Genomic DNA, 20898 nt, shown 5'->3' on the forward strand with positions numbered 1-20898 from the left:
AATTCACTCCGCCGCTTCCTGGATGAAACCGGCATAGCCATTGGCCTCGAGCTCGTGCGCGAGCGTCTTGTCGCCGGACTTGATGACCTGGCCGCGGTAGAGCACGTGAACGGTGTCCGGCACGATGTAGTCGAGCAGGCGCTGATAGTGGGTGATGACGACCACCGCGCGATCCGGCGCACGCAGCGAGTTGACGCCGTCGGCAACGATCTTCAGCGCGTCGATGTCGAGACCGGAATCGGTCTCGTCGAGCACGCAGAGCTTCGGCTCCAGCAGCTTCATCTGCAGGATTTCCGCGCGCTTCTTCTCGCCGCCGGAGAAGCCGACGTTGAGCGGGCGCTTCAGCATCGCCATGTCCATGCTCAGCGAGGCGGCCGCGTCCTTCACCTTCTTCATGAAGTCCGGAATCTTGAGCGCATCCTCGCCGCGCGCCTTGCGCTGCGAGTTCATCGCCACCTTCAGGAACTCCATCATGGCGACGCCGGGGATCTCCATCGGATACTGGAAGGCCAGGAAGATGCCCGCTGCAGCGCGTTCGGCCGGATCCATCTCCAGAATGGACTCGCCGTTGTAGAGGATGTCGCCTTCCGTCACCTCATAGTCCTCGCGGCCGGCGAGGATATAGGACAGCGTCGACTTGCCGGAGCCGTTCGGGCCCATGATGGCGGCGACCTCGCCCGGCTGAACCGTCAGGTTCAGGCCGCGGATGATCTCGACGCCGCTTTCGGCGATGCGGGCATGCAGGTTCTTGATCTCAAGCATTCTCGTCCGTCTTTCGTCTTCGCGCCTTGCGCGTATGCGTTCTGTTCCTTGGCTTCGGAAAGTCCGCCGTTTCCATTGTTTGGCACCCGCTCAGCGCGTCACGCGCAGGGCTCTCGACTTGCCGGGCAATAGCCCTCGGTCATCCGACCGAGCCCTCGAGCGAGATGTTGATGAGCTTCTGCGCCTCGACAGCGAACTCCATCGGCAGCTCCTGGATGACTTCCTTGACGAAGCCGTTGACGATCAGAGCGATCGCCTCCTCCTCGGGAATACCGCGCTGCATCACGTAGAACTTCTGGTCCTCGGAAATCTTGGACGTAGTTGCTTCGTGCTCGAACTGGGCGGAGGAATTCTTCGCCTCGATGTAGGGCACCGTGTGCGCGCCGCACTGGTCGCCAATCAGGAGCGAGTCGCAGTTGGTGAAGTTGCGCGCGTTGGTCGCCTTGCGGTGCGCCGAGACCTGGCCGCGATAGGTGTTCTGCGAGAAGCCGGCGGCGATGCCCTTCGAGATGATCCGGCTCTTGGTGTTCTTGCCGAGATGAATCATCTTGGTGCCGCTGTCGACTTGCTGGTAGCCGTTCGACACCGCGATCGAATAGAACTCGCCCTGGCTGTCGTCGCCGCGCAGGATGCAGGACGGGTACTTCCAGGTGATCGCCGAGCCGGTCTCGACCTGCGTCCACGAGATCTTCGAGCGGTCGCCGCGGCAGTCGCCGCGCTTGGTGACGAAGTTGTAGATGCCGCCCTTGCCCTGGGCGTCGCCCGGATACCAGTTCTGCACCGTCGAATACTTGATCTCGGCGTCATCAAGCGCGATCAGCTCGACAACGGCTGCGTGAAGCTGGTTCTCATCGCGCTGCGGCGCCGTGCAGCCCTCGAGGTAGGAGACGTAGGCCCCCTCCTCCGCAATGATCAGAGTTCGCTCGAACTGGCCTGTGTTCTTCTCGTTGATGCGGAAATAGGTCGAGAGCTCCATCGGGCAGCGCACGCCCTTGGGCACGAACACGAACGAACCGTCCGTGAAGACTGCGGAGTTCAGTGTCGCATAATAGTTGTCGGTCGTCGGAACGACGGAGCCGAGATACTTCTTCACCAGCTCCGGATGCTCGCGGATCGCTTCCGAAATCGAGCAGAAGATGACGCCGGCCTTGGCCAGCTCTTCCTTGAAGGTGGTGACGACCGAGATGGAATCGAACACGGCGTCGACCGCGACGCGGCCCGACTTGTAGACGTTGTCGTTTTCGGAGTCGTCGCCGTCCTCGTCAGCCGGCTTCTGCACGCCAGCGAGGATTTCCTGCTCGCGCAGCGGAATGCCGAGCTTCTCGTAGACCCTCAGCAACTCGGGATCGACCTCGTCCAGCGACTTCGGGCCGGTCTGGTTCTTCGGCGCGGCGTAGTAGTGGATGTCCTGGAAGTCGATCTTCGGATAGTCGACGCGCGCCCAGGTAGGCTCCTCGAGGGTCAGCCAGCGGCGGAAGGCGTCAAGACGCCACTCGAGCATCCACGCGGGCTCATTCTTCTTCTCAGAGATGAACCGGATGATATCTTCGTTCAGACCCTTGGGGGCCTTGTCGGTTTCGATATTGGTCTCGAAGCCGTATTTGTATTGGTCGACATCGATCTTTCGGACCCGATCGATCGTGTCCTGCACAGCAGGCATCAGCGTTCTCCATCCACGCCAGGGTCAAGGCCCGGCAGTTTTCAAACTATGGCACCGGTGGGACGGCGTACGCCCCATATAGTGCCTTTCATCCGGAACTTCATCCGGCAGAGGGGCCAAAACACCGGCCCACGTCAATTTGCCGCCTATGCGGCCTCGTCGCCCGGCGGGCGAGAATCTTGCCCAACGCCGTCCTGAACAGGTCGAGCTCGGCGTCGGTCGTGGAAGGCCCGATCGACACGCGCAATGCGCCATCCCGGTCTCCAAGACCCATGGCCTTCAGCACATGGCTGGCTCCTACCTTGCCCGAGGAGCAGGCCGAACCCGCAGAGAGGGCAACACCGGCGAGGTCGAAGGCGATCTGCGCGGTCTCGGCCTTCATGCCAGGAACCGCGAAGAAGGTAGTATTCGGCAGGCGCTCCGCGCCGACGCCGAAGATCTCGACCGCGGGCTCGGCGTCGCGAATCGAACGCTCCAGCGCGTCGCGACGCGTCCGCAGCTCGTCCATGCGCGCAAGCTCGGACAGAGCCTCGCGCGCCGCAGCACCGAAACCGGCGATCCCCGGAAGATTCTCCGTGCCGGCGCGATGGCCCTTCTCCTGCCCGCCACCGACGACGAGCGCTGCTGGCATCATCAGATCCGAGGACGCCACGATGGCGCCGACGCCCTTCGGGCCACCAATCTTGTGCGACGACAGGATGAGATAGTCGCCGCAACCGCTTGACATATCGAGCGCGATCCGTCCCGCCGCCTGGACCGCGTCGAGCACCAGCACCGCACCGGCCGCCTTGACGATCGCGGCAATCCGCTCGACCGGCTGGACAACCCCCGTCTCGTTGTTTGCGAGGTGAATGGCGACAAGCGGAAGTCCCTCGGCCTTGTCGTGGGCAGCGAGCGCGCCCTCCAGTTCCACGAGATCGACGGCGCCGTCTTGCTGGACCCCGATCCTGGTAACGTTCTCCGGCGCAAACCTGCCGCCTGTCAGAATGCATGGGTGGTCGGACGCGCAGACATAGAGCCGCGACATGCGCACCTGACCGCGGCCCATACGCCAGTCTGGCGTCAGCAGCGTGGTCGCCGCTTCGGTGGCGCCAGACGTGAAGACCACATGCTCGGGCTTGCCGCCGACCAGCGCGGCGACGCCGCGCCGGGCCTGCTCGACGATCCTTCGCGCCTCCCTGCCCTCGGCATGAACCGAAGACGGATTGGAAGCGGCAAGCGCATCGATCACTGCAGCGCGCGCACAATCACGCAGAGGCGCGCTCGCATTGTGATCCAGATATGCCCTCGTCGCAGCCATTCGACGCCGATATGTCCCTTCGCAGCGTCCGGACTATCCGGACAGCGTTATTTCCTTGAAAATGCAAGGCGAGGCGTCCTATCTACCGGCCTTGCGAACAAGCGGCCATCGCCGCCAGTTTTGAACCATTCTAAACTAGCTTCTAAGGAGGCGCTGGCTCTGCGTCAAGGCCGCAATGGCCGAGCAGGCGGCTTCGCTTCCTCAACGTTGCTGTGCACGGAGTACCCATGCCCGAGGTCATTTTCAACGGTCCGGCCGGACGTCTTGAAGGCCGCTATCAGCCTTCGAAGGAAAAGAACGCGCCGATCGCCATCGTCCTCCATCCCCACCCGCAGTTCGGCGGGACGATGAACAACAAGATCGTGTACGACCTGTTTTACATGTTCCAGAAGCGCAATTTCACGACGCTGCGCTTCAATTTCCGCGGCATCGGCCGCAGCCAGGGCGAATTCGACCACGGCACGGGCGAATTGTCGGACGCGGCCGCCGCGCTCGACTGGGTGCAGTCGCTGCATCCCGATTCGAAGAGCTGTTGGGTCGCCGGCTATTCCTTCGGCGCCTGGATCGGCATGCAGTTGCTCATGCGCCGGCCGGAGATCGAGGGCTTCATCTCGATTGCGCCGCAGCCGAACATCTACGACTTCTCGTTCCTGGCACCCTGCCCTTCCTCGGGCCTCATCATCCACGGCGAGGCCGACAAGGTGGCGCCGCCGAAGGACGTGCAGGGGCTTGTCGACAAGCTGCACACCCAGAAGGGCATCACCATCACGCAGAAGACGCTGGCGGGGGCGAACCACTTCTTCGCCAATGACGCGCCGCTGCTGCTCGAGGAATGCGCTGACTATCTGGACCGTCGCCTCGCCGGCGAACTCGCCGACCCGAGGACGAAGCGGCTGCGCTGAGCCTGCGCGCGCCAGTTCGGAATGACGAAGGCCCGGGATCGCTCGATCCCGGGCCTTCCGCTTTCTGGGCCTGAACCTATTTTGCGGCCAGGAATTCGCCGACCTCGAGCAGGACGAATTCGTTGTCGTCGGCCTTGTCGAGCGCACGGCCAGCTGAGAACGGCAGGTTGTTGTCGTCGCCCACAACGATGTGCGTGGCATCGACCAGGTCGACGTTCTCGATCGTGTTGAACGGCATGTCGTAGAAGCCGTCGCCGCCGCCCTGGCGCTTCCTGTTGTCCGGGTCTTCGATCTTCATCAGGTCGATGTAGCCGATCTTGCGAACCGCTCCGCCGAGATTGGCGTCGTTCATCTCGATCTTGTAGATGCGCTTGAAGAGCGCCGGCGTCGCAAAACAATCCGTGGCCGGGTTCTTGGGATCGGCGCAGGCCTTGTCGGGCGACCCTGCGCCCTGGTCGCGCTCGATGACAAGCGCGGTGGTTTCGTCGATCATGTTGAAGTCGCCGATCGCGTCGCCGCCGGCGGTGAGTGGATACATCCAGCTGCGCCCGGTCCACTGCTTGCTCGCCGCATCGAATTCGATGACGCGCAGCGCCTGGCTGCCTTCCGCCTGCTCCATCGAACCGTCTTCCTTGAAGAGCGCGCCCTCGAGCAGGCCGTAGAGCTTCGTACCGTCGGGCGACTGCGCCAGCCCCTCGAAGCCGCCCGAGCGCTTGATGTTGAAGGCCGGCATCGGCAGCGTCGGGTTGGCCTGCACCGTCAGCGTCGGATGATCGGGGGACTTCACGGGCTTGCCCTCGACGAGGGTGTCCACCACGTCGGTGAGTCTGCCCTCAGTGTCGAACTTCAGCAGATAGGGTCCGAACTCGTCGCCGATCCAAAATCCGTCCGCCACCGGCTGGATCGCCTCGATGTCGAAATCGGCCCCGGTGAGGAAGCGGGTATCGCTGCCCTCGAGCACGATCGGGAAAGGCGCTTTCCGGTCGGGATCGGTGAGGAAAATGGTCTGCAGCCGGTCCACCGTGCCGGTGTCCCAGTCGAACTTGACCTGGTGCAGCATCAGCGCGGCGTCGCTGGAGTTCATCTTGTTGCCGAAGCCGTTGTCGGACAGCGTCCAGAAGGTGCCGTCGCCGGCGTTCCTGATGCCCGAGAAGCCCTGGACCGGCTGGCCGTCGAAGGGCAGCGACAGGCCGGTCGGGCGCACGCCGTCCTTGCCCGGAACGGTGCCGAGCCCGGCGGCGCGCTTGCGGTCCGGCGTGGAGAACTTTCCGGCAGTCTGCAGGTGCTCCGGCGCGTTCTCGGGGGCCTTGATGATGGTGTTGGCCGGAAGGATGGCGTGGCCGACCAGCTTCGCCGCGAACTGCGTCTCCTCGGCCTTGGCGGAGGCCGCGAGCGCCAGCAGGGCTGCGCCGGCGAGGAGGATGGATCGTTTCATGTCGGGACTCGCTTGTTTGAGTGAAGCGCCCTCCAGCTAGGTCCGCGCCGTGACCGCGCGTTAAAGCTTCCGTGACGTTTCGATGAACAAGCCGAACTCCTGCAAGCAGCCCATCACAAAACGTCCAAAAGCAAGCAGATGGGAGGTCGGGCAGAGTCTCCGACGGCAGAGCCGCTTGGGTGCACCAAGATGTTGTGCAGTCTCATCACTGATCACCAACATTGCTCGACAGCATGCTTGACGAGTGGCACGCTTTGAACTGCAAGCGAATCAGTGCCTGAGACAGGGGATCAAGATGAGCACGTTCGAAGTCTACAAGGACAAGAAGGGTGAAACCCGCTTTCGCTACCGGGCGGCAAATGGGGAGATCGTATTCAGCTCGGAAGGCTACAAGGCGAAGGCGTCGGCACTGAAGTCGATCGAGTCGCTGAAGAAGAACGTCGCGGCGGCTGCCGTGGAGGATATGACTGCGGTCGCCAAGAAGCCTGCACCAAAGGCGGCGGCGAAGCCGGCCGCAAAGGCTGCAGCGAAACCGGCCGCCAAGGCGCCGGCCAAGGCAGCCAACGGAAAGGCGCCTGCAAAGGCGAACGGAAAGGCACCGGCCAAGGCTGCGGCAAAGCCCGCTGCGAAGGCGGCCAAGGCGCCTGCTGCCGCGAAGGCTGCGCCCAAGGCGAAAGCCGCCGCCAAGCCGAAGACGCCGGCCAAGGTCTGATCGGTCAGCGCGGGGTCGTCACTCCTCGCCCGCCATTACGGACGGGCGAGAGTTCCCCCCGTCACGGCCCGGCTGCAGCCCGTCGTCGTTGGAAATGTGAGAGGCAAGCCGCGCAATGAGCGTACCGCGAGGTGCGCCCATGCCTCTGCTTCCGTAAAATCGCCGTTCAATTCCACGTCCTCGGCAATGACGACGTCTGCGCCATGCTCGGCCGCACCGGCGCGGAGATCGCCGACGATGTGGGGATTGCGGCGGCCGCCGCCGCAGACGATCCAGAGTTTCGGCGGCTCGGGCAGATGGCGGACCGACTTGAGGATGGCCTCGGCCGCGACGGCGGCGAGCGTGCGTGCGCCGTCGGCCAGTTCCAGCCCGGCAGCTTCGGAGAGCGTGAAATCGTTCCGGTCCAGTGACTTGGGAGCCTTCCTTTCGAAGAAGGGATGGGCGAGGTAGCGCTCGACCACGGCGCGCACGACACCGCCCTCACTCGCGATGGCGCCGCCGGCGTCGAAGGGCACGCCGCCTTCACGCGACACCCATTGATCGATGAGCGTATTGCCGGGGCCTGTGTCGAAGGCGACCGGATCGCCGTCGCGCGGGACGTAGGTGATGTTGGATATGCCGCCGACATTGACGAAGCAGGCCGGGAACCTCTCGCCGAGCATCTGCGCCCGCGAACGCGCCAGCGCGGCGTGATAGGCCGGCACGAGCGGCGCGCCCTGCCCGCCATGCACCATGTCGTTGGCGCGCATGTCATAGACCACGGGAATTGCGGTCCGTTCGGCGAGCCTGCCGCCGTCACCCAGTTGTACCGTCAGCGCCTGCTGCGGCCTGTGCAGGACGGTCTGACCGTGAAATCCGATCACATCGACCGCTTCGCGGCCGATTCCCTGCCGGCGGAGAAAATCCTCCACCGCCTCGGCATGGCGGTCCGTGATCTCACGCTCGATTTCCGCCAGTTCGCCCGGCCGCTGCTCGCGGCTCGCGATGGCCTTGGCGGTTTCAAGCGCGCCTTCGAGGCGTCGCCGGAAGGCAGCATCATAAGGAACGAAAAGATTGCCCCCGAACTCCATCCGGGAGACGCCGTCGGTCGCGAGCATAGCGAGGTCGATGCCGTCCATCGACGTTCCGCTCATCAGGCCGATCGCTGTTGTCAGTTCGTGGGGCATGGCTTTGTCGAGACCGTCCTTGTGATTCCCGGGTTCCAGATGCTAAAGCCGCGCATCCTCCAACGCCAACATCACGGTTTACCACCGCCAAGAGAGTTCGCATGTCCGGTTTCAAGTCCGACTTCCTTCGCGTCATGTCCGAGCGCGGTTTCATCCATCAGGTTTCGGATGAGACGGGTCTCGACGAGTTGTTCCGCAAGGAGATCGTGAGCGCGTATATCGGCTTCGACCCCACGGCGCCGAGCCTGCACGCCGGCGGCCTCATCCAGATCATGATGCTGCACTGGCTGCAGCAGACCGGGCATCGCCCGGTCGCGCTGATGGGCGGCGGCACCGGCATGGTAGGCGACCCGTCCTTCAAGGACGAGGCGCGCAAGCTGATGACGCCGGACACGATCCAGTCGAACATCGCCGGCATCAAGCAGGTGTTTTCCAACTACCTCAATTTCGGCGACGGGCCGCGCGACGCGCTGATGGTGAACAATGCCGACTGGTTGCTGGCGTTGAACTATCTCGAATTCCTGCGCGACGTCGGACAGCATTTCTCGGTCAACCGCATGCTGTCGTTCGATTCGGTGAAGATGCGGCTCGAGCGCGAGCAGTCGCTGTCCTTCCTCGAATTCAACTACATGATCCTGCAGGCCTACGACTTCGTCGAGCTCAACAAGCGCTACGGCGTGCTGCTGCAGATGGGCGGCTCCGACCAGTGGGGCAACATCATCAACGGCGTCGACCTCGGCCACCGCATGCTCGGCCGTCAATTCTACGCGATGACCACGCCGCTGCTCACCACCGCCTCGGGCGCCAAGATGGGCAAGTCGCTCTCAGGCGCGGTGTGGCTCAACGCCGACATGCTGAGCCCCTACGATTTCTGGCAGTACTGGCGCAACACGGAAGACGCCGACGTCGGCCGCTTCCTGAAGCTCTACACCACCCTGCCGCTGGACGAGGTCGCCCGGCTTGCCGCCCTTGGCGGCGCCGAGATCAACGACGCCAAGAAAGTGCTGGCGACAGAAGTGACGGCCATGTTGCATGGCCGCGCCGCCGCCGAGCAGGCCGCCGAGACCGCCCGCAAGACATTTGAGGAAGGCGCGCTGGCCGACACTCTCCCGACGGTCGAAGTCCCACGTTCCACGTTGGAGGCCGGCATCGGCATTCTGTCGCTGTTCGTGACGGCCGGGCTTGCCGCCTCCAACGGAGAAGCGCGCCGCCACGTGCAGGGCGGCGCCGTGCGGGTGAATGACCAGTCGGTCAGCGACGAGCGCCGCGTCGTGAACGCCGATGACGTCGCAGATGGCGGCGTCGTCAAGCTGTCTCTCGGCAAAAAGAAGCACGTGCTGGTGCGCCCGGTATAAAAGCCCGCCGCCTTCGGATCGGATCGAAACGGGCTCCGTCTCCTTGTCGGGGCCCGACTTTTTTCTCCCCCCAACGACCAGCCTTCAGGCGGACGGGCAACGCGTTCCTCCCGGCTCAAAGGCTTGATTGTCCCAGCCTACTGGAACTCGAAGATCTGCCTGAAAATGCCGGGCGCGATGACCGACAGCGGGTTGATCTGGAGCTGCGGCTTGCTCGCCTTGCCCGCGAGCTTGAAGGTGACGCCGATCAGCCCGCGATCGCGGCCGTTGCCGAGCAGCACCCCGATAATGGGCAGTTCGCCGAACAGCCGGTTGAGCCCGTAGGCCGGCATGAAGGTGCCGGTCATATCGATGTTGCCACGCTGGTCGTAGAGGGTGCCCTGGAAAGTGGCGCCGATCATCGGCCCGCGCAACACGCCGCCGTCGAGCTTGAGGTAGCCGTCGCCCTTCTCCACGGCCGCAAAGCCGCGCTGGAACTGCACACGCGCGGTGTCGATGTCGCGGCGGACGGCCTGGTTGAGGCTGCGATCGCTGCCGTCCGGCTTGGTCGAGACGATGGAGCCCAGCCGTTCCTCGTTGACGATGTCGAACTTGGTCGCATTGACCTGGCCGCGCATGGAGCCGCTGTTCTGGCCGCGCAGGACCAGATCGACCTCGCCGCCCTGCATATGCTCGTAGATGTCGAGGAAACGCACGAAAGAGCCAGCGTCAGCGGATTGAACCCGCATCACCTGGCGGCCATCCTCGACGCCACTCTTGACGCTGACCGCGCCGCCGCCGCGGGTAGCCGCCGACAGCGAATAGATGGCATCACCGCCCTGAGCACCGCGGTAGGTGAGCTGCACATTTGAAAGGGTTTCGCCATGAAACCCGGCCAGGCGGTCGATCGCGGCCTTGACGGAAACGGTCGGCCCCTTCTCCGTACCCTTCTGGCCCGCGCCGGCATCGCCGAGCACCAGCTTGATGAGGGAGCGCCCGTCGAAGCTCTCGCCTTTCACCGTTACGGCATAGCCTTTGCCCTGCCGGGAGACATCGACGCGGGCGGAATCGCCCCGGTTGAGCCGCACCTTGTCGAACTGGGCCGACGCAAGCGCCCCTTCCGCCAGCTTGACCTCGCCTCCAATGGCGAACGTCTCGCCGGAGAGTTCGAACTTCGAGAGGGTCGCCTTGCCGCCGTCCGCCGCCATGTTGAAGGAGACGTTGGCGGGCACGCCGGCGCCCTTGCTCCAGCCGACCCAAGGGATGTTGAGCTTGGCCTTGGTGAGGTCCGCCTTCGTTGATTGGGGCTTGTCAGGCGCGGAGGCGTCCACCTTGATGACCATCGTGCCGGACACCAGACCGTCCAGGCCGGGCGCGATCTTGTTGCGATTCTCGTCGTTTACGGTGAGCGAGATTTCGCGGCGACGTGAAGTCGGATCCGGGCCGAGCGGCTCGACAAGAGACAATTCGGCCGGCACCCCGTTCAGCCTGCCGTCCAGTTCGACAACAGCCTTGCCGGGATCCACGACGATCGTTCCGTCCGCGTTGGTCAGCTTCTGGCCTTCGAGCGGCTTTGCGAGCGCCAGCTGCGAAACCTTGAGGTCGACCTTCCACTTCAGCGACTTGAGGTCCGTGCTTTTCTGAAGCGGAAGCTGCGTCTTCACGTGTCCGGTAACAGTGCCGCTGAAATCTGCCGGCGCCATGCCGAGACGCCGCATCGCGTCGATGGGATCGAGCGACCCCAGTTCGGCAACCGCCGCGGCGTCGCCCTTGATGTCGAGAGCCAGATCGCCGACCACCGGCTGGATGTGGGCATTCCGGAAAGTGAGCACGCCGTTCGACAGGTCAACCTGCTTCCCGCTCGGCAGGAAGGCAACACCGGACGACAGCGAGATGTCGACGTCATTGCCGCGGAACTCGATTACGCCGCCGGCGTCGCGAATGGGGGGAAGCTCCCCGGTCGTGTCGAAGCGCGAGTCGGCCACCACGAAGCGGCCGGAGATTTCGTCGCCGTTCAGCGGAACGCCGTCGCCGATCCGCCCCGGGGGGACCCTGTAACGGACCTGGCTCTCCATCATCCTGCCGCCAAAAAGGTTGGCGAGCGCCCATTGGCGAGCCTTGCCGGCTGCAAGCCATGGCCAGAACTGCTTGACGTGCGCAACCGGCATTTCGGACGCCGACACCGCCAGGGCGAGGCCCGGGGTCTTGCCACGAACGAATTCGACCGAAGCAACCCCGGCCAACTCCCCCTCGCCCGTGCGAACGGCAAGTTCGTCGGCGCTCAGGAGCATGGTCGCTTCGTCGAAGTGGCCGGCCATCCGGGCGAAGAACTCGATCGGCGCCTCGGGAGAATCGATCGGCGAGAGCAGCGCGCGATCGGTCACGAACTCGTATCGATAGACGGGTCCCTGCGAGGAGCCGGCCTCGCGCGGCTTCGGCCCTACCGCGCCCGTCGCTTCGATGCGCGACCTGCCGGTCGAAATCAGCAGCTTGTCGATCTCGATCTTGTTCGCCCCCACCTCGAGCGTCGCGTCGATGTCGGCATCGGCCGGCACCACCCCGCGCTTACCCATGTCGATGATGGAGTTGTCGAGATGGACTTCGAGCGCGAGGCGAGAAGGGTTGCCGGCCACGCCTTCCGAGCCGGTGATCTTCACCTCGGCGGCCCCGAGTCGGCTCTTGCTGCCGTCGGGCGACAGCATGCCGGATGCGTCGAGGACCAGCGGTTCTGCCGGGGCGACCGCAAGGTTCAGCTCGACACTGGAGATGCGCCGGTCGCCGCCCTCGTGCGCGGCCGTTCCGGTGAGAGACATTGCGCGTCCGTCGAGCGAGCCCGTGGCCGACAGCGTAAGGATGCCGCGCCCGTCGTCGGCCAGCGACGCCTCCGTGATGACGAGACTGCGGATGCGGCCGGTATCGGCAAGCACGAGTTCCGTATTCGCAAGGTCGATGCGGCGCGTACCGCCGCGCTCCAGCGTGTCGAGCGCGTGATGAAGGACCCGGAAAAGAGCCTCCCCGGCGAGGTCGGGGTCGATCAGCCCATCCTCGTTGCGGATACTGCCAGTCCAGTCGCCGGTCCGTCCGAACAACAGCGCCGGCACCGAGATGCGCGCGTCCGATATCTTGGCGCTGCCGAGGCGAAAATCTCCGCTGAGAAGCGGCAGCAGACGGACGCCGAACTGCAGCGTCCCCGCCTCGACCTGGGGCGCCCCATTGGTGCTGACGCGGACGTCACTGATGTTGAGGGCAAGGAATCGCGAGCCGTCGAGCGAAATGCGTGCGGGACCGATCGCCGCGGCCACGCCCGGACCCGCCGCGCGCCGCAGCGCCGCCTCGGCTTCGAACCTCAGGCGCTCTGTTCCGATCCCCGACGCACCGATCCCGTAAAGACCAAGGAGCAGCACGAGGATAAGCCCCAACAGCGCCGCCACGGACTTCCCGGCCGTCCGCAGCGCACGCCCATAGACCGGCGCGCGCGGCGGGCGCGGCACGTCCTGGCCCAGCGCCGACGGAAGTGCGGTGAGATCGCAGATTTCGTCGCGTCTGAACCGGATTCTCTCGTGTCTAGGTATCTCCAGCTGCACGCACCTTCCCGTCGCGCCTGAGCCCTGTGGACGAGTTCCGTCCTAACATATAACCGAAGGCCGCTCGCGACTATTTCCGAACAACGGCAACGATATGACTGATTTGCAAATTGGCACAAAGGCCCCCGACTTCAATTTGTCGCTGGGGGGTGAACCCCAAACGCTGACGGGGCTGGAGGGCCGTCCTGTCGTCGTCTTCTTCTACCCGCGAGCCGGGACGCCGGGCTGCACCAACGAAGTGACCGAGTTTTCGAAACGGTACGGCGAGTTCGCCGCGATCGGCGTCGAGGTGGTGGGGATATCGCCCGATGCCCCGGCAAAGCTGGCGCGCTTTCGTGACAAGCACGGGTTGCACGTTCACCTCGCCTCCGACGAGGGCCTCGAGATTGCTAAGGCGTGGGGCGTCTGGGTGGAAAAGCAGATGTACGGCCGTCGCTACATGGGGGTCGAGCGGGCGACTTTCCTCGTCGATTCAAAGGGAACGATCGCCGCGCTCTGGCGCAAGGTCAAGGTCGCAGGCCATGTAGAGGAAGTTCTGGCGACGGCACGCGCTCTGGGCGGCGCAAGGGGGGACGCCTAAGACCGCAAGGCGTGGATTGACACGCGGCGGCGGGAACCCACGGCGAAGCATTCGCGTTCTGGCTTGGCAAACAAACCAGGAGAATGACATGCTTCGCTCGATCGTTCTGTGGATGCTCGGTATCCCGATCCCCATCATCATCCTGCTGTGGCTGTTCCTCGATTGAGTGGGTCAGGAGGGTGGCCGGGGGAGCCGCCCTCACCGCTTGAAACACCGCAACAAAAGTTTGTTAACCCTAATAATGTCTAATCAAACGCGTCATTGGCCTTCTCGGAAAGACGCGTCTCGTGAAGCAAGCCGGTCAGTCCGCCACATTTGGACGGCGCAAGGAGCCGCATACCGTCATCATCGCTCGTGGCGATGAGATCAAGCATTTCACCATCAAGCCCTGGGTCGGCGCACTGCTCGGATCGACGTTCGCTGCAATCGCCATCGGCTACCTGCTCGCCACCTCATACCTCGTCCTGCGCGACGACCTCATTGGTGCGTCGGTCGCGCGGCAGGCGCGCATGCAGCAAGCCTATGAGGACCGCATCTCGGCGCTCCGGGCACAGGTGGACCGCATCACCAGCCGGCAACTGCTCGACCAGCAATTGGTCGAGAGCAAGGTCAGCGAGTTGCTGGAGCGGCAGACTCAATTGTCGCAGCGCCATGGCAAGCTCGGCCCCCTGCTCGACCGCGCCGGGGGCATGCAGGCGATGCCGGAAGCTGCGCCCGTGCCTCCCGAGAAGCCGGAGATTAAGGCCGAGCTCGGCGGCGCCAATCCGCTGCTTGCATCCACAGGTCACTCAGTGACCGAAGCGCTGTCGTTCTGGGGTGCGCGCCAGGAGCCGAGCCATCGCGACTCCGCGGCCGACAGGGCCGACAAGCTTTTCGTCGGCCTCAACCAGTCGCTGCGCTCGATCGAGAGCGAGCAGATGGAGAGGGTGAGCAGGCTTGCGGAGAATGCCTATGAAAGGGCGGACACCATAGCCGGGGCCCTGGAAGCGGCAGGTCTCTCAGTCGACCGGGATGAAGACAGGCCGGCGCTCGGCGGTCCGCTCGTGCCGCTCGATCCCACGACCGCCTTCGACGCCAAGGTAAGGGAACTGGACGAAGCGCTGACCACCCTTGAAACGGTCAAGGCCGCGGCGCTGCGTCTGCCCATCGCCAATCCGGCGCCCGGGCGTTCCGTCACCAGCACATTCGGGCCTCGCCGCGATCCGCTGCTCGGCACGATGGCCCTGCACTCCGGGATGGACTTTCGGTCCAGCGTCGGATCATCCGTACACGCCACCGGCGCCGGAAAGGTCATTCACGCAGGATGGAATGGCGGCTACGGCAAGATGGTCGAGATCGACCACGGCGACGGCCTCGTTACCCGTTACGCCCATATGAGCGCGGTCACTGTGCGGGTGGGGCAGAACGTCAACGCGGGGGACGAAGTGGGCGCGTCGGGCAACAGCGGCCGGTCAACCGGCCCGCACCTCCACTATGAGGTGCGCAGGAACGGCGAAGCGCTCAATCCATTGCCGTTCATCAAGGCCGGACGCAAGATCGGCCGGTATCTGACGAGTTCCTGACCGGATCATCACCCAAAACCCGTCCGGGGAGCGCCTGAAACTGCTGAGGCGGGCTTGAGAAAACTGTCCCGGGACCCGGCATTCCGCCTCCCGGGATCATGTTCAGTCGATATCGGCGACGGGTTGCGCCGAGCCGCCCTGGATGCGTTGCGCTAGCGACGCCTCCATGAACTCGTCAAGGTCGCCATCGAGCACGTCCGACGGGCTTGGGCTCTCGACCCCGGTGCGCAGATCCTTCACCAACTGGTAGGGCTGCAGCACGTAGGACCTGATCTGGTGACCCCAGCCGATGTCGGTCTTGGTCGACTCGGTCGCGTTGGCAGCCGCCTCGCGCTTCTTCAGCTCTTCCTCGTACAGCCTAGAGCGCAGCATTTCCCACGCCTTGGCGCGGTTCTGGTGCTGCGAGCGGCCGGCCTGGCAGGCAACCGCGATGCCCGTCGGAATGTGCGTGATGCGAACCGCCGAGTCCGTCGTGTTGACGTGCTGGCCGCCGGCGCCCGACGACCGGTACGTATCGATACGGACGTCCGACTCGCTCACCTCGATCTGGATGTTGTCGTCGATCACCGGATAGACCCAGATGCTCGAGAACGAGGTATGGCGGCGCGCATTGCTGTCGTAGGGCGAGATGCGGACGAGACGGTGCACGCCCGATTCGGTCTTCAGCCAGCCGTAGGCGTTATGGCCCTTGATGAGCACGGTCGCCGACTTGATGCCGGCTTCCTCGCCCTCGTGGACCTCCAGCACCTCGACCTTGAAGCCGCGACGCTCCGCCCACCGCGTGTACATGCGCAAAAGCATGTTCGCCCAGTCCTGGCTCTCGGTGCCGCCAGCGCCGGCATGGACTTCGAGATAGGTATCGTTGGAATCGGCCTCGCCCGAGAGCATCGTCTCGATCTGGCGGGCGCGTATCTCGCCCGACAGCGACCGGATCGCCGCCTCGGCATCCTCCACGACGCCAGCGTCGCCCTCGACCTCGCCGAGTTCGATCAGCTCGATGTTGTCGTTCAGCGCCTGTCCCAGTCCCTTGATAGCTCGGACATTGTCATCGAGGCTCTGACGTTCCCGCATCAGGTTCTGCGCTTCCTGCGGGTCGTTCCACAGCGCGGGGTCTTCCGCGCGCATGTTGAGATAGTCCAGTCGCTTCAGCGCCTGGTCCCAGTCAAAGATGCCTCCTCAGCAGGGCAATCGCCTGCTTGATTTCGTCGACCAAATTCTCGGTTTCGGTACGCATTCCCGGATCGTGTCCTGATGGTTCGGGCCGCAGCCCAATGGTGGGCGCGATACATAGGGACCGCGTCCGGACCTGTAAAGCAAAATGGGCCGGCGTGGCCGGCCCATCAACATGACCAAATGACCAAGGCTAAGCCGCCTCAGTAGAGGCCGCCGGCCGACTCCGTCACCGCCTTGCGGGCTTCCGACGAGATCGGGCCGCCGCCCTCCTCGCCTTCCATGCCGATGACCCAATAGCTGTCGGCGGGGCCGGTGCCGGGCTTGAACGCCTCGACGATGGTGCCTTCGCCGCCGGCCTCGGCCTGCATGCCGGTCTTGCGGTTGATGGAGATGAGCTTCATGCCCTCCGGCACCTTGAAGTCCACGACGGGCACGTCCTTCATCGCCTCGGCCATGAACGCCTTGAAGACCGGCGCGGCAAGACCGCCGCCGGTCGCGCCCTTGCCGAGATTCTGAGGCTTGTCGTAGCCGAGGTAGAGGCCGACCGCGAGGTTGGGCGTGTAGCCCACGAACCACGCGTCCTTCTCGTCATTTGTGGTGCCGGTCTTGCCTGCGATCGGGCGGCCAAGCTCCGCAAGGGTGGTCGCCGTGCCGCGCAGCACGACACCTTCCATCATGGAGGTGATCTGGTAGGCCGTCATCGGATCGAGCACCTGCTCGGCGTTGTCGATGAGTTCGGGTTCGGTCTGGCCGGTCCATGTCTCGGCGACGCAACCCTCGCAGCCGCGCTCGTCATGCTTGTAGACGGTCTTGCCGTAGCGGTCCTGGATGCGGTCGATAAGCGAGGGCCGGATCTGCCGGCCGCCGTTGGCCATGATCGAATAGGCCGAAACCATCCGCATCACAGTCGTCTCACCCGACCCCAGGGCCATCGGCAGATACTGCGCGAGGCGATCGTAGACGCCGAATCGCTCGGCATATTCGGCGACGATCTTCATGCCCATGTCGTTGGCGAGGCGGACCGTCATCAGGTTGCGCGATCGCTCGATGCCGTTGCGCAGCGTCGACGGGCCTGCGGCCTTGCCGTCGTAGTTCTTCGGGGTCCATGTCGTGGTGCCCGTCGTGATGGTGATCGGGCCGTCCATGATGACCGAGGCGGGCGTATAGCCGTTGTCCAGCGCCGCCGCGTAGACGATCGGCTTGAACGAGGAACCGGGCTGGCGCATCGCCTGTGTGGCGCGATTGAACTCCGATTCAGCGTAGGAGAAGCCGCCGACCATGGCCAGCACGCGGCCGGTGTGCGGATCCATGGCGACCATGCCGCCCGAGACCTCGGGCGATTGCCGCAACTCGTAGCCGGTTTCCGAACCTTCCTTCTTCTCGACGAAAACGACGTCGCCGGGCTTCAGCACGTCGGCCGGTGACTTGGCCTTGACGCGCTTGCCGTCGACCACGTGGCGCATCGCCCAGGTCATGTCCTCGACTGAAACCATGCCGGTCTCGCGCTTGTCCTCGAGTGCGCCGGATACAAGGCGTTTCGGCTGCAGGCCGATCGACAGGCCAGAACCGGAGCTCTCCAGCACCACCGCGAGACGCCACTCGGGCACGTCGTCCAGCCCCTTGACCTTGCCGACCGCTTCGCCCCAATCGCCCGAAATCTCGACGTGGTCCTTCGGACCGCGATAGCCGCGCAAGCGGTCGAACTTGACCAGCCCGTCCTGGAGCGACTTGCGGGCGATGAGCTGAAGATGGGGATCGAGCGTGGTGCGGACAGAAAGACCGCCCTCGTAGAGCGCATCGACGCCGTAGCGCGCGATGAGTTCCCGTCGCACCTCTTCCGTAAAATACTCGCCGGCAAACAGGTAGGTGCCGTTGCGGCGCGGCGACACGCCGAGCGGCTCCGCCTTGGCCTTGTCGCCTTCCTCGCGCGTCACGTAGCCGTTCTCGACCATCTGGTCGATGACCCAGTTGCGGCGCTCGACGGCGCGCTCCGTCTGGCGGAACGGATGATAGTTCGACGGCCCCTTGGGCAGCGCCGCCAGATAGGCCGCGTCGGCCACGGTCAGCTCGTTGACCGACTTGTCATAGTAGGTGAGCGACGCACCGGCGATGCCGTAAGCACCCAGGCCGAAGAAAATCTCGTTCAGGTAGAGTTCGAGGATCCGATCCTTCGAATAGGCCTGCTCGATCCGGAAGGAGAGGATCATCTCCTTGATCTTGCGTTCGTAGGTCTGGTCGGCGGTCAGAAGGAAGTTTTTCGCGACCTGCTGCGTGATGGTCGACGCGCCGACCTGGCGGCGTCCCGAGCCCATGTTGCGGAAATTGGTGACGACGGCGCGGAAGAGGCCGGTCACGTCGATGCCCGGGTGGGTGTAAAAATTCTTGTCCTCGGCCGACAGGAACGCGGCCTTCACGCGGTCAGGCACGGCCTGGATGGGCAGGTAGAGGCGACGCTCCTTGGCGAACTCGCCCATCAGCGAGCCGTCGGACGCATGCACGCGCGTCGTCACGGGCGGCTCGTAATTGGCGAGCACCTCGTAATCGGGCAGTTCCTTCGTCAGATGGCCGACATAAACGGCTACTCCCGCTGCAACCAGCAGCGCCAGCATCGTGCCGATGCCGAAGAAATAGCCAATGAGCCTGATCATGCCCGCTCCAGTCGATTCTGCGCAACGCCCTTAGGGCCACGAGCGACTTCCCCTCGCCCGGAAATCATCGCGACTTTCAATCCCTACATCCTTCGTTCGCCGATGTGGGGAAAATGCGGCGAAGCGCAAGCTTCATCTGGCAGTCGTTGCAACATTTGCGTTCGTGTGGTCGTCCGGCAACGCTGCAAGGAGCGGCCGGCGCTCCCAGAAAAGGCGGAAGGCTCCTCCAGTCAACCCGCTCCGGCGCGGCTCCCCGCGAATATTGCCACCGCCTTGGAGATGCTTTCGGCCGCTTTTCGGCGCCAGTCCGCGTCCTGCAGCAGTTTTTCGTCCTTGGCGTTCGACAGGTAGCCCAGTTCCACAAGCACCGACGGCACGTCCGGCGCCTTCAGAACCCTGAAGCCGGCGAAGCGGTGGGGATTGTTGATCACGCCGATGGAGTGCGTCAGTTCGCCGACCAGCGTGCGGGCGAAACGGATCGAAAAGCTGTGGGTCTCGCGGCGGATCAGGTCGACGAGGATGTCAGCGACCTCGGTGTCGGCCTCCTGAATGTCGATGCCGGCGACCTGATCGGCGAGATTTTCGCGAATCGCCAGCGCCTCGGCCTCCGGGTCGGACGCCTTGTCCGAAACGGTGTAGACGGTGGCTCCCCGAATCCCTTTCAGGTTGATCGTGTCCGCGTGGATGGACACCAAAAGGTCGGCGCTCCGCTCGCGCGCGATGCGCACCCGGTCGTCAAGGCGCAGGAACTGGTCCGATTCGCGCGTCATCGAGACATCGTATTTTCCCGTAGCCTCAAGGACTTCGCGGAGCTCCTTCGCGAAGGCCAGCGTCACGGCCTTCTCGACCGTGCCGGCCGCCCCTTCCGCCCCGCCGTCGGCACCCCCGTGGCCGGGATCCAGGACGATGACAAACCGCTTCGACGCCTCGGGCAGCCGTTCCGTCTTCGGCGTCGACTGGCTGGAGGCGGTAACGAGCGCCTGATCGGCAAGCGCCTGGTCGAACGCCGCGGCGGATACGGACACCAGGTCTATCGCCAAGCGGTAACCCTTGGCGTCTTCGTTTGGAAGTACATCGACCTTCTCGACCGAGAACGGCCCCTTGGCGGAAATGACCAGCCGGGACACTCCGCCCTTGACGGCGCCGAAGCGCGCGTTCGCCACGAGGCCGTGCGGCTTCAGGTCAGCGTGGTCGAGCCGGAACGTGGTCTCGGGAAGGTCGACCACGAGTCGATGCGGTCCGCGCAGCAGGAACCACCGCGGTTCCGGCTCGCGGTCGAACTGCATCACAATCCGCACGCGAGAGGCGTCGCCCGCGATCTTATACGCATGCGCTTCAAGCGAAGTCGCGCGCGCTGCAGGAACTCCGGCGAGCAACGTCGCAAACAGGACAAGCGCCAGAAACACCAAATTCCGCAAAAGATATCCCTTGTGCTTCTCAACCGACACGGCGCTTCCCATATCAGTGTTGCCTGACCTACCGGCAGTGTTGCTGCGGACGTGCCTCCGCGAAAACGGGCGCAATCAATTAACGATTGGTAGCCTCGTAAGGTTAACCAAGCCTTTTCAGCCGGCATGACGCGACGGAAAGGCAGTGTGCCGCGTCGCCGAATTTGGGTTGCCATGATCGCCGGCAAATCATAAAAGCGACATTGGATCACTGCAATGCCCGACCCGCATCCGCCTACAGCTGAAGATTGTGGCGAGGTGAGGAACAGGCGGTTTCCGTCACGGATGCGGCAGCGGCGTCAGGTGACCCCGACAGATTTCTTCAAGGCGTTCCGGTGACGCGGAACCCTGAATGTGAGGAAAAACGGCCGGAACGGCAACGTTTCGCGCCGGCTCTTCGTGAGCATGAGCTGGTCCGGCGATGCCGGGCTTTGGTAAATTGTCCGCAAGGTACGCGATGACCCCACGTGCACACTCGAACATGACGGACCGGTCCGGCGCTCTGCGCGCCGGCGGCGCCATGTTCGTCGCGCGTAGTGAGCAGCGACCGGCGGGCACAATTTGGTCCGGCCCCTTGTCAGAAGGCATCCTGGGAGTCTCTCCCGGATTGCCTCGGCACTTGGGCGCTGGGG

13 protein-coding genes and 1 pseudogene are annotated in these 20898 nt (G+C 64.3%); 5 read left to right on the forward strand and 9 right to left on the reverse strand.

The genetic code is table 11. The features are described 5' to 3' along the window. Nucleotides 1–3: 3 nt before the first annotated feature. The 3 genes from sufC to PD284_RS18125 all read right to left on the reverse strand — a co-directional run bounded on the left by sufC (nucleotide 4) and on the right by PD284_RS18125 (nucleotide 3722). Entirely contained in the window at nucleotides 4–762 is a 759-nt protein-coding gene (gene sufC / locus PD284_RS18115) for a Fe-S cluster assembly ATPase SufC (RefSeq protein WP_274629551.1), read from the reverse strand. Nucleotides 763–901: 139 nt separating this feature from the next. Beyond that, nucleotides 902–2422, reverse strand: a complete 1521-nt coding sequence (sufB, locus tag PD284_RS18120; RefSeq protein WP_274629552.1) for a Fe-S cluster assembly protein SufB — start codon at nucleotides 2420–2422, stop codon at nucleotides 902–904. 100 nt (nucleotides 2423–2522) lie between these two features. Beyond that, entirely contained in the window at nucleotides 2523–3722 is a 1200-nt protein-coding gene (locus PD284_RS18125; protein WP_274629553.1) for a cysteine desulfurase family protein, read from the reverse strand. Nucleotides 3723–3949: 227 nt separating this feature from the next. On the opposite strand from PD284_RS18125, the gene PD284_RS18130 reads away from it, so the two are divergent. After that, nucleotides 3950–4624 (forward strand): alpha/beta hydrolase, encoded by a 675-nt coding sequence (locus tag PD284_RS18130; protein ID WP_274629554.1) that lies wholly within the window; start codon nucleotides 3950–3952, stop codon nucleotides 4622–4624. A 76-nt stretch (nucleotides 4625–4700) separates the two neighbouring features. Here PD284_RS18130 and PD284_RS18135 read toward each other — a convergent pair whose 3' ends face one another. Then, nucleotides 4701–6059: an esterase-like activity of phytase family protein gene (locus tag PD284_RS18135; RefSeq protein WP_274629555.1), complete on the reverse strand. Its 1359-nt coding sequence runs from the start codon at nucleotides 6057–6059 to the stop codon at nucleotides 4701–4703. Nucleotides 6060–6354: 295 nt separating this feature from the next. On the opposite strand from PD284_RS18135, the pseudogene PD284_RS18140 reads away from it, so the two are divergent. After that, nucleotides 6355–6540, forward strand: a pseudogene (locus PD284_RS18140) (YegP family protein); the annotation flags it as partial. Nucleotides 6541–6806: 266 nt separating this feature from the next. On the opposite strand, the gene PD284_RS18145 reads toward PD284_RS18140, so the two are convergent. Then, nucleotides 6807–7937, reverse strand: a complete 1131-nt coding sequence (locus PD284_RS18145; protein ID WP_274629556.1) for an anhydro-N-acetylmuramic acid kinase — start codon at nucleotides 7935–7937, stop codon at nucleotides 6807–6809. Between the two features lie 101 nt (nucleotides 7938–8038). Here PD284_RS18145 and tyrS point away from each other — a divergent pair, with 101 nt between their 5' ends. Next, complete coding sequence (tyrS, locus tag PD284_RS18150; protein WP_274629557.1) at nucleotides 8039–9292, forward strand: tyrosine--tRNA ligase; 1254 nt, start codon at nucleotides 8039–8041, stop codon at nucleotides 9290–9292. A 137-nt stretch (nucleotides 9293–9429) separates the two neighbouring features. On the opposite strand, the gene PD284_RS18155 is transcribed toward tyrS, so the two are convergent. Further along, nucleotides 9430–12702: a YhdP family protein gene (locus tag PD284_RS18155; protein ID WP_274629558.1), complete on the reverse strand. Its 3273-nt coding sequence runs from the start codon at nucleotides 12700–12702 to the stop codon at nucleotides 9430–9432. A 247-nt stretch (nucleotides 12703–12949) separates the two neighbouring features. Here PD284_RS18155 and PD284_RS18160 point away from each other — a divergent pair, with 247 nt between their 5' ends. Both PD284_RS18160 and PD284_RS18165 read left to right on the forward strand, forming a co-directional pair. Next, nucleotides 12950–13435, forward strand: coding sequence for a peroxiredoxin (locus PD284_RS18160; protein WP_274629559.1), 486 nt, complete (start codon nucleotides 12950–12952; stop codon nucleotides 13433–13435). A gap of 287 nt (nucleotides 13436–13722) precedes the next feature. Continuing rightward, a complete protein-coding gene (locus tag PD284_RS18165; protein WP_274629560.1) occupies nucleotides 13723–14997 on the forward strand; it encodes a M23 family metallopeptidase in 1275 nt (424 codons plus the stop codon). Nucleotides 14998–15099: 102 nt separating this feature from the next. Here PD284_RS18165 and prfB read toward each other — a convergent pair. The 3 genes from prfB to PD284_RS18180 all read right to left on the reverse strand — a co-directional run bounded on the left by prfB (nucleotide 15100) and on the right by PD284_RS18180 (nucleotide 20278). Then, a protein-coding gene (gene prfB, locus PD284_RS18170; protein ID WP_274629561.1) for a peptide chain release factor 2 occupies nucleotides 15100–16231 on the reverse strand; the annotation gives its coding sequence in 2 pieces (ribosomal slippage) (nucleotides 15100–16164 and nucleotides 16166–16231; 1131 coding nt in all). 139 nt (nucleotides 16232–16370) lie between these two features. Then, nucleotides 16371–18818 (reverse strand): penicillin-binding protein 1A, encoded by a 2448-nt coding sequence (locus tag PD284_RS18175; RefSeq protein ID WP_274629562.1) that lies wholly within the window; start codon nucleotides 18816–18818, stop codon nucleotides 16371–16373. A 230-nt stretch (nucleotides 18819–19048) separates the two neighbouring features. Continuing rightward, a complete protein-coding gene (locus tag PD284_RS18180) occupies nucleotides 19049–20278 on the reverse strand; it encodes an N-acetylmuramoyl-L-alanine amidase (RefSeq protein ID WP_274629563.1) in 1230 nt (409 codons plus the stop codon). Nucleotides 20279–20898 lie beyond the last annotated feature (620 nt).

The sequence above is a fragment of the Mesorhizobium shangrilense genome (assembly GCF_028826155.1).
Lineage (GTDB): Bacteria > Pseudomonadota > Alphaproteobacteria > Rhizobiales > Rhizobiaceae > Arvimicrobium > Arvimicrobium flavum.